The sequence below is a fragment of the Exiguobacterium sp. HSB13 genome (assembly GCF_056764755.1).
On sequence record NZ_JBUZOM010000001.1, the window covers coordinates 249113 to 263850 of the forward strand.

General features: G+C 49.0%; 13 protein-coding genes and 2 other annotated features (1 of these 15 cut by a window edge). Of the genes, 11 read left to right on the forward strand and 2 right to left on the reverse strand.

Annotated features, from left to right (window positions below; genetic code table 11):
* The first annotated feature begins 18 nt into the window (after positions 1 to 18).
* From ahrC to spo0A, 3 genes are read left to right on the forward strand one after another with little or no spacing between them, the layout of a single operon-like run.
* A complete protein-coding gene (gene ahrC, locus ACZGCQ_RS01305) occupies positions 19 to 468 on the forward strand; it encodes a transcriptional regulator AhrC/ArgR (RefSeq protein WP_023467586.1) in 450 nt (149 codons plus the stop codon).
* Positions 469 to 480: 12 nt separating this feature from the next.
* Positions 481 to 2187, forward strand: a complete 1707-nt coding sequence (gene recN / locus ACZGCQ_RS01310) for a DNA repair protein RecN (RefSeq protein ID WP_481265140.1) — start codon at positions 481 to 483, stop codon at positions 2185 to 2187.
* 3 nt (positions 2188 to 2190) lie between these two features.
* Positions 2191 to 2913, forward strand: coding sequence for a sporulation transcription factor Spo0A (gene spo0A, locus ACZGCQ_RS01315; protein ID WP_074668437.1), 723 nt, complete (start codon positions 2191 to 2193; stop codon positions 2911 to 2913).
* Positions 2914 to 2949: 36 nt separating this feature from the next.
* Here spo0A and ACZGCQ_RS01320 read toward each other — a convergent pair whose 3' ends face one another.
* Complete coding sequence (locus ACZGCQ_RS01320) at positions 2950 to 3528, reverse strand: dihydrofolate reductase family protein (protein ID WP_481265141.1); 579 nt, start codon at positions 3526 to 3528, stop codon at positions 2950 to 2952.
* Between the two features lie 676 nt (positions 3529 to 4204).
* Positions 4205 to 4459, reverse strand: a complete 255-nt coding sequence (locus tag ACZGCQ_RS01325) for a DUF2627 family protein (protein WP_058265115.1) — start codon at positions 4457 to 4459, stop codon at positions 4205 to 4207.
* Positions 4460 to 4581: 122 nt separating this feature from the next.
* Here ACZGCQ_RS01325 and ACZGCQ_RS01330 point away from each other — a divergent pair, with 122 nt between their 5' ends.
* The 8 genes from ACZGCQ_RS01330 (at position 4582) to ACZGCQ_RS01365 (ending at position 14241) form a co-directional block, all read left to right on the forward strand.
* A complete protein-coding gene (locus ACZGCQ_RS01330; protein ID WP_214728062.1) occupies positions 4582 to 6237 on the forward strand; it encodes a sigma-54 interaction domain-containing protein in 1656 nt (551 codons plus the stop codon).
* Positions 6238 to 6381: 144 nt separating this feature from the next.
* Positions 6382 to 7302: a phosphate butyryltransferase gene (gene yqiS, locus ACZGCQ_RS01335; protein WP_029341108.1), complete on the forward strand. Its 921-nt coding sequence runs from the start codon at positions 6382 to 6384 to the stop codon at positions 7300 to 7302.
* Positions 7303 to 7315: 13 nt separating this feature from the next.
* Positions 7316 to 8440: a Leu/Phe/Val dehydrogenase gene (locus ACZGCQ_RS01340; RefSeq protein ID WP_481265142.1), complete on the forward strand. Its 1125-nt coding sequence runs from the start codon at positions 7316 to 7318 to the stop codon at positions 8438 to 8440.
* 16 nt (positions 8441 to 8456) lie between these two features.
* Positions 8457 to 9560: a butyrate kinase gene (buk, locus tag ACZGCQ_RS01345; protein WP_481265143.1), complete on the forward strand. Its 1104-nt coding sequence runs from the start codon at positions 8457 to 8459 to the stop codon at positions 9558 to 9560.
* Positions 9530 to 10951, forward strand: coding sequence for a dihydrolipoyl dehydrogenase (gene lpdA, locus ACZGCQ_RS01350; protein WP_481265144.1), 1422 nt, complete (start codon positions 9530 to 9532; stop codon positions 10949 to 10951). Before buk ends, lpdA begins: the two co-directional genes overlap by 31 nt.
* A gap of 13 nt (positions 10952 to 10964) precedes the next feature.
* A complete protein-coding gene (locus ACZGCQ_RS01355) occupies positions 10965 to 11978 on the forward strand; it encodes a thiamine pyrophosphate-dependent dehydrogenase E1 component subunit alpha (RefSeq protein ID WP_294742758.1) in 1014 nt (337 codons plus the stop codon).
* Positions 11975 to 12958: an alpha-ketoacid dehydrogenase subunit beta gene (locus ACZGCQ_RS01360; protein WP_023467596.1), complete on the forward strand. Its 984-nt coding sequence runs from the start codon at positions 11975 to 11977 to the stop codon at positions 12956 to 12958. The genes ACZGCQ_RS01355 and ACZGCQ_RS01360 overlap by 4 nt, the downstream gene beginning before the upstream one ends.
* Positions 12959 to 12972: 14 nt before the next feature.
* Complete coding sequence (locus ACZGCQ_RS01365; RefSeq protein WP_481265145.1) at positions 12973 to 14241, forward strand: dihydrolipoamide acetyltransferase family protein; 1269 nt, start codon at positions 12973 to 12975, stop codon at positions 14239 to 14241.
* 56 nt (positions 14242 to 14297) lie between these two features.
* Positions 14298 to 14549 (forward strand) — a binding site (T-box leader).
* Positions 14550 to 14597: 48 nt separating this feature from the next.
* Positions 14598 to 14738, forward strand: a binding site (T-box leader) (it continues 109 nt past the right edge of the window).

The window sequence follows — 14738 nt, forward strand, 5'->3', positions numbered from 1 at the left end:
ATACTGTGAGGTGCAGGAATGACAAAGGGGCAACGGTTGATTAAGATTCGGGAGATCATCACCCAGTCGGAAGTAGAAACCCAAGATGAATTGGTAGAGGAATTACGGAATGCAGGATATAAGGTGACACAGGCAACGGTATCACGAGATATTAAGGAACTTCATCTCGTTAAGGTCCCGTTGAATGATGGACGTTATAAATACAGCTTACCCGCCGACCAACGCTTCAACCCACTCGGGAAATTGCGGCGTCTGCTCGGGGACAGCTTCATCTCGATTGATTCTGCTCAAAATCTGATTGTCATGCATGTCCTGCCGGGAAATGCGAACGCAGTCGCTGTCTTACTGGACCACTTGAGCTGGAACGAACTGCTTGGCACGGTGTGTGGGGACGATACGATCCTATTGATCGCACGAAGTGAGGAACAAGCGAAAGAAGTGACGGAACGAATTTTAGAAATGCTGTAAGGAGTTGACAGGATGCTAGCTGAATTATCGATCAAACAATTTGCGATCATTGACGAGCTACAGATCGACTTAAAAAAAGGAATGACCGTCTTGACTGGGGAAACAGGTGCCGGTAAATCGATCGTTCTCGACGCGATCGGATTATTGATTGGTGGACGTGGATCCGCGGAATTCGTTCGATACGGGGAAGATCGGGCGGAACTAGAAGGATTATTTCTGATTGAAGACGACCATCTCGTCTATGATCTCGCAGAAGAGTACGGTATCGATATCGAAGATGGATTGATCATCTTACGTCGTGATCTGTTCGCGACCGGGAAAAGTGTCTGTCGCGTCAACAATAAGCTGGTCACACTGACGATCTTACGTGAGTTCGGGCGCGTCCTCGTCGACATGCACGGGCAACATGAACATCAGCATTTAATGGACAGTACGTATCATCAAGCGATTCTCGATGACTTCGCGCAAGAGGCAATCGCGCCGCTTCTTCAAGCCTACCAGTCCGGTTACCAAGCGTATGAAGAAAAACGGACGGCTTTGCAATCGCTCGCGCAAAGTGAGCAAGAACTCGCGCAACGGATCGATTTACTATCTTTTCAGACGGAAGAGATTGAAGGCGCAAAACTTCGAGCACACGAGGAAGATGAGTTGCTCGTTGAACGGAATCGTCTCGCGAATTTCGAAAAGCTATATGCGTCGTTAAAGACAGCGTATGATGCTTTACACGATGAGATGCGCGGCATCGATTCTGTTGGAGACGCGATGCGTGAACTACAGCAAGCATCAAGCATCGACGAACAGTTTTCGCAGCAGAGTGACGCGATCGCAAGCGCTTTTTATGGACTCGAAGAAGTCGGGTATGCAATTCGAGATCAACTTGAAACACTTGAGTTTGATTCCAATCGACTCGATGAGATCGAACAACGTCTATCCGTCTTTCAGCAGCTGAAACGAAAATACGGGGCGACGATCGAGGAAGTCATCGCGTATGGGGAAAAAATTCGAGTTGAACTCGATACGATGACGAATCGAGATGAGCGGATTGAACGATTAAAAGCCGAAGTCGAACAGCTCGAAGGCGAATTGTTTGAAATTGGTGGTCGACTCTCGCAACAGCGTCGAAAAGCGGCCGTTCAATTAAGCGAAGCGATTCATCTAGAGTTGCGTGAGCTCTACATGGAGAAAGCACGATTTGAAATTCGTTTTCTTCAAGACGGGAAGACACCGATGCTACGCAAGAACGGGATCGACCAAGTCGAGTTCTTCATCATGACGAATGCGGGAGAACCATTCAAGTCGCTCGGAAAAGTCGCATCGGGCGGGGAGTTATCTCGTATCATGCTCGGACTGAAGTCAATCTTCTCGCGCTCGGTCGGAGTCGCTTCGATCATTTTCGATGAAGTCGATACAGGAGTATCGGGTCGTGTCGCACAAGCGATGGCTGAAAAAATCTATCGTTTATCGGTAGAGGGACAAGTGCTCTGTATTACGCACTTACCGCAAGTCGCTTCGATGGCCGATCAACATCTCTATATTCGGAAGATTGAGGAGACGGATCGTACGACGACACAGGTCAATGTCTTGTCTCAGTCAGATCGAGGAAACGAACTGGGACGGATGATTTCCGGTGCGCATATGACGGATTTGACGTTACGCCATGCCGAGGAATTGATGGATCAGGCGAAGACGATGAAAGAATCGCTTAAAAATGGGGTGTAAGGATTGATTAAAGTCGGGATAGCAGATGATAATCGCGAAATGGTCGAACTGATTCGCCAGCATATCTCTGCGCAAGAAGACATGGAAGTCGTTTGCGTCGCCTACAATGGCGAGAGTTGTCTCGAACGTATGAAAGAACATGAAGTGGATGTATTGCTTCTCGACATCATCATGCCTCATTTAGATGGGCTTGGTGTTCTCGAGGAGTTGATGAAGAAAAAGAAGAATCCTGCTGTCATCATGTTGAGTGCTTTCGGTAAGGATGAGGTCTCACAACAGGCGGTCACTCTCGGAGCATCGTACTTCTTACTTAAACCGTTCAGCATGGATCAGCTCGTTCAAAAAATTCGTCTCGTGACGCATCAAGGACAAGCTCCGATCGTCGAAACGATTGACTTAAGAGTCGGTACGACACTGCGAGAAGTGGGGATTGCTCCGCATATCAAAGGCTTCACGTATTTAAAGGACGCTGTCTTAATGGTGCTTGAACGGGAAGATTTACTTGGATTGATCACAAAGGAACTCTATCCGACGATTGCGAAAAAACATCAAACGACAGCATCTCGCGTCGAACGAGCGATGCGTCACGCCATCAAGTCTGCTTGGAACGAAGGAATGCAACAGCACGAACTCTTCAACGGACGAATCGAACAGGAGAAAAGTCCAAAGAACTCGGAATTCATCTCGTATGTTTCCAGTCATATGAATCAAGAACAATCTGGTTAAAGGAAACACACCGTCTGATGGATAGACGGTGTGTTTTTAGTTCCGATCCCGTTCGTAGCAAGCGATCAACACACCGTTATCAAACGTGTGTCGTTTCGTAACATTCCAAGTGAGGGGCGTCATTCCGTTGTCGGGAAAGAGACGTTTACCAGAACCAACGATGACCGGATAGTGGATCAATCGAAGTTCATCAATCAGATCCGCTTGATATAGTGCATGAACGAGTTCACTACTGCCCCAGACATGAAGTGGTGATCCGTCCTGTTGTTTCAAGCGTGTTAGTTCAGAAGTCGGTTGATTCAAATATGTCGTTGGCTGCCAAAGGATAGGTGGTGTATGACGCGTAGCGACATACTTCATGGCACGATCGGCAACTGGCCAGATATCTGCATGGAGTGGCCAATAACTTGCCCATTGTTCGTAAGTCGCGCGACCGAGCAACAGGGCGCAATCTTCACGCATCCATCCACGAATGACCTGACCAATCTCAGGATGTTGAAACGAAGTAGTCCAACCACCATGGGTAAAACCATTGCTTACATCTTCTGTCTGATCGCTCGGTGCTTGAATGACACCGTCTAACGATAGATGTTCGAATACGATGATTTTTCGCATGAAAGGTCTCCTTTCGAATACAATCTGCTTATAGCATACCGTAAAAATAAAAATATATAAAAGCGCTTGCAAATAAATATTGCATAAACTGAAATGTTTGTTATAATAAAGGTACCAAATGATTTGGCAAGACGTCAGATGAACGTCGAGTCGACAAGGACTCCGGAAATCCTGTTGATGAATATCATCTCAGAACGCCAACTGTAAATGGCTCAAGAATGCCGGACGACATTCTCTTGGTAGAAGTCGTACCAAGGTATCTTGTTCATTCTAGATGGGAAATCTCGAATGAATGGGAGCTTCCATGATTTCGAAGCTAGGGAAAAGTGGAAGGTAACGGATCGTCTAAAATGAAAAAGTACAGTTCGTGAAAAGGAGTGTTGTCTAGCAGTGATTGTTAGCAACCGAATGTTTGACTGCTTCAAGCGGATGACATTACGCTCCACCTAGGTCCCGAGTACAGTCAGATGATGGAACTGAAACACCATTCTATCGTTAGCCCGATAGCCAGATCTGATTTCTTTCTACCTCTTCATTAAGAGGAACACCTAAGGTTTTGGAGTACACGAATAGTTCTAACTATGAGAGGAGTTCATCCGTAAGTGAAACCAATTTTATACGAGTAAAAGGTCCCGCGCTTGAAATGAGTTCAAGAGATGGGGACCTTTTTCTGTGTTCATTTTTTTTGATAGCGGTCGGAGACTTTTCCACGTTTTCGATCGCGATAAAAGACATATCCTGCGACAAATCCAATGCCACCCATCGCAAGAACTAAACCAACGAGACCTTGCAATACATATACGTAAGCCGCATCGCCTAAGTATTTAAACGGCACTTGTGCAATTAGAAAAACACTATCACGCATGAGCTTAATACCAATCGCGCCGATGATGCCGGGGATTAATAATGAGAGCAAACCAATGATACGCATAGGACGCCACTCCTTTCCAAGCGTATTGTATCAAAAAATCGATCGTTCTGCGAATCGGGTTTGCTTCCCTATTTTATTCCGAGTACGATATAAATGTAAGCAGTTTCAAAGGGGGAATTCATATGCATCATCTACTCGTTGTCGGGGCTGGTCAAGGGGGAACAGAAGTCCTGCACGCATTTCAACGTTCACCATTATTAACGGTCATCGGTCTCGTCGATCCAAATATGGAGGCGCCTGGGGTGGCGCTTGCACGGCGTGCGGACATTCGGATCGAAACGAACTGGTCAGCTTTTGAAGGAACGAACGTCGATTTCATTATTGACGCTACAGGAGAACATGGTGTACTTGAGCAATTGATCCATGATTTTCCGGGAGCAGCGGTCTTACCGGGTGAATTCGTCAGAGTGTTGCTCGAGCGATTGACTGAAAAAGAGAAAATGCTCGAAGCGATCATTCATTGTACGAGTGAAGCGATATCCGTTGCTGATCAAGACGGACAGACGATGCTGATCAATCCAGCCTATACGCGAATGACCGGTTTCACAGAGCGAGATGTCGTCGGAAAACCAGCAAGTGCCGATATCGGAATGCAGGAATCCGTTCATTTGAAAGTCTTGAATACGGGCGAGAACGTGCGAGATGTTCGAATGAAAATTGGACAAGATCAACGCGATATCATCGTTAATGCGGCACCTGTCATCGTCGATGGACAAGTCCGCGGCTCCGTCGGTGTGATTCGGGATATCTCAGAAATGAAGGCACTGGCCAAAGAATTGAAGGCAGCGCGGCAAAAAATCCGGACGCTAGAAGCCAAATATACATTTGATGATATCATCGCTGAGAGTGAAGCGATGCGCTTCGTCGTCGATCAAGCAAAGCTTGCGGCAACGATGCCTGTCAACGTCTTGATTCGCGGTGAATCCGGAACCGGAAAGGAACTGTTCGCACATGCGATTCATGCAGCGAGCGAACGTAAATATGAACAATTCGTCCGCGTCAACTGTGCGGCGATCGCACCGACGTTACTCGAAAGTGAACTATTCGGGTACGAGGAAGGCGCGTTCTCAGGAGCGCGACGTGGCGGGAAACGGGGATACTTCGAAGAAGCGCACGGCGGTTCGCTGTTCTTAGATGAGATCGGCGAATTGCCACTCGACGTCCAAGCCAAACTGTTACGCGTGTTACAGGAGAATGAAGTCGTTCGCGTTGGTGGAACAAAGGCGATTCCGGTTGACGTCCGAATCATCGCGGCGACGAATGCGAATCTGGAGCAAAAGATTATCATGAATGAGTTCCGAGAAGATCTCTACTACCGGATCAATCGTTTACCGATTCACATACCAGCACTACGGGAACGACCGGATGACATCGCACCATTGACCTTACACTTACTCCGTAAATTAAATCAAAGTTATGGACGATCGGTCGGACGGATCTCGGATGATGTACTTGAAGCAATGAAGAAGCAACCGTGGAAAGGAAATGTGCGCGAGCTTGAAAATGTCATCGGTCGCGCGTTGATTTTTACAGATAAAACAGAAACGGTCTTACGAAAGGGGCATCTTCAGCTTGTCGTGCCACAAACAACGAAAGTTGCGACAAGACAGAAAAAGGAAATCAAACATTTATCAGACGAGATGTCCCACGTCGAAGAACGGTTAATTCGGGAAGCGCTTACTGCCTTTAATGGCAACAAAACAGAAGCGGCGAAACAACTCGGAATTTCTCTCCGGGCACTTTATTACAAAGTGGAACGATTTAACATCTATTCGTAAAGCGCAAATTTTTGCGTGCAATATATTGCAAAAAATGCAAAAGCGTGCAAAATTAAAGACGTTCTTGCTTATCCTACCGTCTCTTTTGAATTGGCACGAAAATTGCTATTACTATTTATGTATGACAGGTGAGGGGGGAATACGGTGAGATTCAGTGAAATGGTCGAGCAGGCAGCTCGACTCGAAGATTCCGTCGTTGCGATTGCAGCTGCGGATGACGAAGAAGTGATGGATGCTGTCGCATTAGCAATTGAGAACGATTTAGCGCGTTTTCATTTGTTCGGGGATGCGACACGGATTCAGCAGATGATTCAAAAACGGGCATTACGGGAGTCACAATTCGTGATTACCCATACCTCTACATCACAAGAAGCGGCAGAACGTGCTGCTCATGCCGTTCGCAAAGGGGATGCGAGCGTCTTGATGAAAGGACTTGTTCCAACAGCAACGTTCATGAAAGCCGTCTTAAACAAAGAAACAGGTCTGCGTTCAGGAAATGTCCTGTCGCATGTCGCGTTGTTCGAAGTACCAGGGCGTGAATCAGCGATTGGATTAACAGATGCAGCGATTCATATCCAACCGTCACTCGAAGACAAGGTGAAGATCATCGAAAACGGTGTCTCCGCCTTACGTGCTCTCGGATACGGCTTACCGAAAGTCGCAGTCTTAGCAGCCGTCGAAGTCGTCAATCCGACGATGCAGGCGACGATTGATGCCGCACTTTTAACACAGATGAACCGACGTGGTCAAATCAAGGATTGCCTTGTAGACGGACCACTCGCGCTTGACAATGCCGTGAATCTCGTCGCTGCCCAGCAAAAAGGGTTAACGGGAGACGTAGCAGGTCAGGCGGATTTACTCGTCGTTCCGCAAATCGAAGTCGGGAACGTCATCTACAAATCACTCATGTATTTCGCACATGCTTCGGTTGCGGCGATTCTCGTCGGGGCACGGGCTCCGGTCGTCTTAACAAGCCGTGCCGATACAGCAGAAGCAAAAATGTACTCACTAGCCTTTGCGCTTTTAAATGCTCAACAGACGAAAAAAGTAAAACAAACAATCTGAGGAGGAACTTAAAATGGTCGAAACAAACGTAGAATCACGCTTCAGCATCTTTGAAACAATGGAGATGGAAGATTACGAACAAGTCGTTTTTTGCCACGATAAAGTATCGGGATTAAAAGCGATCATCGCGATTCATGACACGACACTCGGACCGGCACTCGGTGGACTTCGTATGTGGAACTATGCATCAGACGAAGAAGCATTGATTGATGCGCTCCGTTTATCAAAAGGGATGACGTATAAGAACGCAGCTGCTGGTTTGAACCTCGGTGGTGGTAAAGCTGTCATCATCGGCGATGCGAAGACACAAAAGTCAGAAGCACTCTTCCGGGCATTCGGACGCTACGTCCAGTCACTGAATGGTCGTTACATCACAGCAGAAGATGTCAATACGACGGTTGCAGACATGGATTACATCCATATGGAGACAGATTTCGTCACTGGTGTTAGCCCAGCATTCGGATCAAGTGGTAACCCGTCACCAGTGACAGCATACGGTGTCTACCGTGGGATGAAAGCAGCGGCAAAAGAAGTGTACGGAACAGATTCACTTGGTGGAAAAACGATTTCGATCCAAGGTGTCGGTAACGTTGCCTTCAATCTATGCCGTCATTTGCATGAAGAAGGGGCGAAACTGATCGTCACGGACATCAACCAAGAAGCACTTCAACGTGCAGAAGAAGCATTCGGTGCCTTGATCGTCGCACCAGAAGACATCTACAGTGTCGAAGCGGATATCTTCGCTCCATGTGCCCTCGGTGCGACATTAAACGACGAGACAATTCCACAATTGAAAGTTAAGATCATCGCCGGTGCGGCAAATAACCAACTCAAAGAAGACCGTCACGGTGACATGCTCGAAGAACGCGATATTTTATACGTACCAGACTTCGTCATCAATGCCGGTGGTGTCATCAACGTTGCTGACGAACTCGACGGATACAACCGTGATCGTGCCATGAAAAAAGTCGAACTCGTCTACGATGCGGTCACGAAAGTATTTGAAATCGCAAAACGCGACCACCTACCAACGTACCGGGCGGCTGAAAAAATGGCAGAAGAGCGTATCGCGACGATGCGTAGTGCCCGTAGTCAGTTCCTACGTCGTGATAAAAACATTCTAGGATCACGCGGCTGATCAGAGGAGGATATCCATGAGCGAACGTATTTTAACGATCAATCCTGGTTCGACGTCGACGAAGATCGGTATCTTCGAAGGGGCGAACCAGGTGTTCACGAAGACGTTGCGCCATCCAGCGGAAGCGGTCGGAGGACCGCTTCCAACACAGCTGGAGATGCGTCGTCATGTGTTACTCGAAGTATTAGCTGAAGAGCAGATTGATTTGAAAGCGCTTACTGCTGTCGTAGGACGCGGTGGGTTACTCCGACCGCTCGTCAGCGGGACGTACGCAGTTAACCGGGAAATGCGAGAAGACTTACTCAGCGGTATTTTTGGCGTCCATGCCTCAAACCTCGGTGGACTTCTTGCGGATGAGATTGCTCGGACACTCGACATCCCATCATTCATCGTTGATCCGGTCGTCGTTGACGAGCTCGAGCCGATCGCGCGGATTACAGGCTTACCTGAACTTGAACGAAAGAGTATTTTTCATGCATTGAATCAAAAAGCTGTCGCGAAGCGGTACGCGAAGGAAATCGGACGTCCGTATGAGGAACTGCGCCTGATCATCGCACACATGGGCGGCGGGATTACGGTCGGTGTACACCAAGAGGGGCGTGTCATCGATGTCAACAATGGACTCGATGGAGAAGGCCCGTTTTCGCCGGAACGCAGCGGATCGCTACCTGTTGGTCAACTAGTAGAACTATGTTATAGTACCAAGTATAAACTTGAAGAGATGAAGCGTCTGGTCGTTGGGTCAGGCGGACTTGTCGCGCACTTGGGAACGTTTGACGCGATTGAGATTGAGCGGCGGATTGAAGAAGGTGACGAAAAAGCGGCATTGTTATATGACGCGATAGCGTACCGGATTGCAAAAGAGATCGCTGGTCAAAGTGCTGTCTTGTTCGGTCAGATCGACGCGATCATTCTCACGGGCGGACTCGCCTATAGTGATCGGTTAACGCGTGCGATCGAAGAACGCATCGCCCACCTCGGTCAAGTCGTACGTAGTCCTGGTGAAGATGAGTTGCAGGCGCTCGCAGAAGGAGTGTTGCGTGTCTTACGTGGAGAAGAGGAAGTTAAGGAATATGGAGGCGAACCAACATGGCTAGAGAATTCGACGTCGTTGTCCTAGGCGGTGGACCCGGTGGATATGTCGCCGCGATCCGTGCGGCACAAGCCGGGAAGTCGGTAGCAATCGTAGAACAAGGAAAATTAGGCGGGACATGCTTACATCGTGGCTGTATCCCATCTAAAGCTTTTTTGAAATCAGCAGCAGTCTATCAGACGGTCAAACACGCTGCTACATATGGCGTGGACGTACCGGAATCGTTTTTACGATTCGAACAGGTCAAACAACGCAAACAAGAAATCGTAGATGGATTAGAGGCAGGCATTCAGCATCTGATGAAAAAAGGAAAGATTGAAGTCTTTCACGGTCGGGGTTCGATTCTTGGACCAAGTATCTTTTCACCGATGCCGGGAACGATCAGCGTCGAGCCGGAAGAAGGCGAAGGCGAATTGATTCTTCCGCGTCAATTGATCGTCGCGACAGGGTCACGCCCACGTCCATTGAACGGACTTGCTTTTGATTCAGAGTATGTCCTCAGTTCGGATGATGCGCTTGATATGGCAGATTTGCCAAAATCGATCGTCATCATCGGCGGCGGCGTCATCGGTGTCGAATGGGCATCGATGTTGACAGATTTCGACGTCGCAGTAACAGTCGTTGAATTCAGCGACCGAATTTTACCAACGGAAGATGCGGCAGTCAGCCGTGAAGTCGCTCGTCAACTGAAAAAGCGGGGCGTCAAGATTCATACCGGTGCAGCTGCACAAAGCGATACGTTCCGGATGTCGGAAGACGGTGTTTCGATCGCAATCGACCGTAACGGAGAACAGACGACACTTGAAGCGGATAAGTTACTCGTCGCGATCGGTCGAATGGCGAACGTCGAAGGCATCGGAATCGAAAACACGAATATCGTCGTTGAAAATGGCTTCATCCAAGTCGATGACCATTTCCGGACGAAGGATCAACATATCTATGCGATCGGGGACGTCATCGGACGCTTACAACTAGCGCACGTCGCGTCAGCAGAAGGTGTCAAAGCGGTTGAAGCGATTGTAAACGGATCGACGACACCACTTGAATATGCGTTCGTACCACGTTGTATCTACAGCGTACCGGAAGCGGCATCGGTCGGTTTGACGGAAGACGAAGCAAAACGTGCCGGAATGGACGTCAAGGTAGGGAGCTTCTCGTTCAACGGATTAGGAAAAGCACGGATCGAAGGAGAGGCAGCAGGCTTCATCAAGCTCGTCTCGGATGCGAAGACAGATGATCTCGTCGGCGTTCACATCGTCGGACCAAAAGCAACGGAACTGATCAGTGAAGGTGGATTAGCGCTCGTACTCAATGCAACGGCATGGGAAGTCGGACAGCTCGTGCATCCGCACCCAGCCTTGTCAGAAGCATTCGGTGAAGCAGCACTTGCCGTCGATGGACTTGCGGTTCACGCCTAAGGAGGAATTACGGATGGAAAAGATAGAATTCAAAGAATTAGTAGAACTCGGATTAACGGAACAGGACGCGATTCAGATGTTCGAAACGATGGTCCGTGCGCGGAAGATCGACGAACGGATGTGGAAATTGAACCGAGCGGGTAAAATTCCCTTCCTCGTCTCATGTCAAGGACAAGAAGCGGCTCAAGTTGGTGCAGCGTTCGCCCTTGAAAAAGGAACGGACTACATTTTGCCGTATTACCGTGATTTAGGCGTCGTCTTGCACTTTGGTCAAACATCACGCGATATCATGCTGTCTGCATTTGCAAAGGCAGAAGATCCGAACTCAGGTGGTCGCCAAATGCCAGGACACTACGGTTCACGTGCCTTGAACATCGTCACAGGTTCAAGTCCGGTCACGACACAAGTACCACATGCTGTTGGGATCGCACTTGCTGCGAAGATGCGTAAGGAACCACTCGTCGCGTACGTCTCGTTCGGAGAGGGCTCTTCAAACCAAGGAGACTTCCATGAAGGGGCGAACTTCGCCGGAATTCACAAGCTTCCTGTCATCTTGTTCTGTGAAAACAATAAATACGCGATCTCGACACCACTTTCGAAACAGTTGTCGGCGAAACACGTCGCTGATCGGGCGATCGGTTACGGAATGCCTGGCTATACGGTAGATGGCATCGATCCACTCGCTGTCTTCAAAGTCGTCAAGGAAGCGCGTGAACGCGGATTACGGGGAGAAGGTCCGACCTTGATCGAAGTTGAAGTCGAACGCCTCGTGCCACACTCATCGGATGATGACGATAAATCGTACCGTTCTGCTGAAGAACTCGATGCCTTAAAAGCACGTGACGGGATCAAACTCTTCCGTGCGCGTTTGATTGAAATGGGTGTCCTGACGGAAGAATCAGCGACTGAAATCGAACAAGCGATGGAGAAAGAAGTCGACGAAGCAACGGCTTATGCGGAAGCAGCAGCTTACGATGCGCCAGAAAATGCATTACGTTACGTGTACGACGAGGAGGAAACGAAATGACGACGTTAAGTTTAATCGAAGCGATCAATAGTGCAATCAAAGAAGAGATGGAACGCGACGAGTCCGTCTTCATCCTCGGCGAAGACGTCGGTGTCCGTGGTGGTGTCTTCCGGGCGACACAAGGATTGCTCGAACAATTCGGAGAAGAACGTGTCATCGATGCGCCACTCGCTGAAAGTGCGATCGCCGGTGTCGGAATCGGAGCTGCGATGTACGGCATGCGTCCGATTGCTGAAATGCAATTCGCTGATTTCATCATGCCAGCGGTCAACCAAATCGTCAGTGAAGCAGCGAAGATTCGGTACCGTTCGAACAATGACTGGACGTGTCCGATCGTCATCCGCGCACCGTTTGGCGGCGGTATTCACGGGGCACTTTATCATTCTCAGTCGGTCGAGGCGATGTTCAACTCGACGCCAGGTCTGAAAATCGTCATCCCATCGAATCCATATGACGCAAAAGGATTGCTAAAGGCAGCGATTCGTTCGAATGACCCAGTCTTGTTCTTCGAACATAAACGGGGCTATCGTCTGTTGAAGGGGGATGTCCCTGAAGGCGATTATACGGTTGAAATCGGTAAAGCAGACGTCAAGCGTGAGGGCGAAGACGTGACGATCATCACTTACGGACTATGTGTCCATATGGCACTCGAGGCGGCAACACGCCTTGAAAAAGACGGAATCGATGTCCACATTCTTGACTTGCGGACGGTGTATCCGATCGATCGCGAAGCCGTCGTCGAAGCAGCGAAAAAGACGGGGAAAGTCTTACTCGTCACGGAAGACAATAAAGAAGGTAGCGTCATGAGTGAAGTGTCGGCGATCATTGCAGAAGAAGCATTGTTCGATCTTGATGCACCAATCGAGCGTCTCTGTGGTCCAGACGTCCCAGCGATGCCATACGCTCCGACGATGGAGAAGTTCTTCAACATCTCAAGTGAGAAAATTGAAGATAAGATCCGGACGTTACACGCATACTAAGGGGGAACTGACCGATGAAGACTGAAACACTTACGATGCCACAACTTGGGGAAAGTGTTACTGAAGGAACGATTTCGATGTGGCTCGTCAAACCGGGCGATACTGTCAAAAAATATGATCCGATTGCGGAAGTCATTACCGATAAGGTAACGGCAGAAGTCCCATCTTCGTTCGACGGTGTGATTGAAAAACTGCTTGCTGAAGAAGGCGATACGTTACAAGTCGGTGACGCGATCGTCACGATGCAAGTCAACGGCGGATCAACGGAAGTCGCAGCGACCGAACAAGAAATACCGGCTGTCGAAGAAACGACGTCGGCTGATACATCGATGAAAAAACGTTATTCACCAGCAGTCTTGAAGCTGTCGGGGGAACATGGCATTGATCTCGAACAAGTAACAGGTACGGGAGCCGGTGGCCGGATTACCCGGAAAGATCTCTTGAAACTGATCGAGTCTGGCTCTATTCCGACACCACAAGCAACTGAACCAAAACCGGAAGCGCAAGCAACTCCGGTAGCGCCTCCGGCAGAAGCACCATCCGCACCGAAACGTCCGGTCAGCACACCACAACCGACGGAAACGGGCGACATCGAGATTCCGACTGCCGGTGTGCGTCAAGCAATCGCTTCGAACATGGTACGCGCGAAACACGAAGCGCCACATGCCTGGTTGATGATTGAAGTGGATGTCACGAACTTGGTCGAAGCACGTAATCGTCATAAAGATGCGTTCTTCAAACAAGAAGGGGTCAAATTGACGTTCTTGCCGTTCTTCATGAAGGCGACGGTCGAAGGATTGAAGAAACATCCAATCATGAACTCGACATGGGCGGGAGATAAGATCATTCAAAAGAAAGCGATCAACCTATCACTTGCCGTCGCGACGCAGGACGCTCTGTTCGTACCAGTCGTCAAGAATGCGGATGAACTAAGCATCAAGGGAATCGCACGCGCGATTGATGACTTCGGAAAACGGGCACAAGCAGGCACGTTGTCGTCTGCAGAGATGCAAGGCGGGACGTTTACGGTCAACAATACAGGATCGTTTGGTTCGATCCAATCGGCACCGATCCTCAACTTCCCGCAAGCGGCGATTCTATCTGTTGAATCAATCGTCAAACGTCCAGTTTGGGTGAACGGCATGTTCGCAGCACGCGACATGGTCAACCTCTGTATGTCGATCGACCACCGGGTACTCGACGGACTCGTTGCCGGACAGTTCCTGCAAACCGTCAAACAAGCACTCGAATCGATCGATCCGAACCAACTTTCCCTATATTGAGTTTTTCCAGTTGACAGGGAAGAAGAAGCATCGTAATATAAGAATCAATTCAACACACGATAGCAAAGACGAAGAGAAGTAACTTGTGAAACGATTCAAGAGAGCTGATGGGTGGTGCGAATCAGTATCGGGCAACAAGCGAATGGCCTTCTGAGCTTCAGACCGAATCCCTTCAATGGGTAGTAGGCTCTGACGGGTTCCTCCCGTTATCGGGGTCGACGAATCAGGACAACGGTCCGGTTCGTTTCAAAGGGGACGGTGTCAGCATCGTCAACGAAGGTGGTACCGCGGGTCTTCCCGTCCTTCATGTTCTACATGAATGGGCGAGAAGACCCTTTTCGTATACAATCGAATCGAACAAATCGTAGAGTGAGTTAAGTAGCGAGACAACATCGGCGTTTCAGAGAGCGGAAGAATGGTGCGACTTCCGTACGGCGAGGTTTCGTGAATGGTCTCATGAGAGCGTGGCTGAACGAAGAAGTAGGTCGCGACGGATG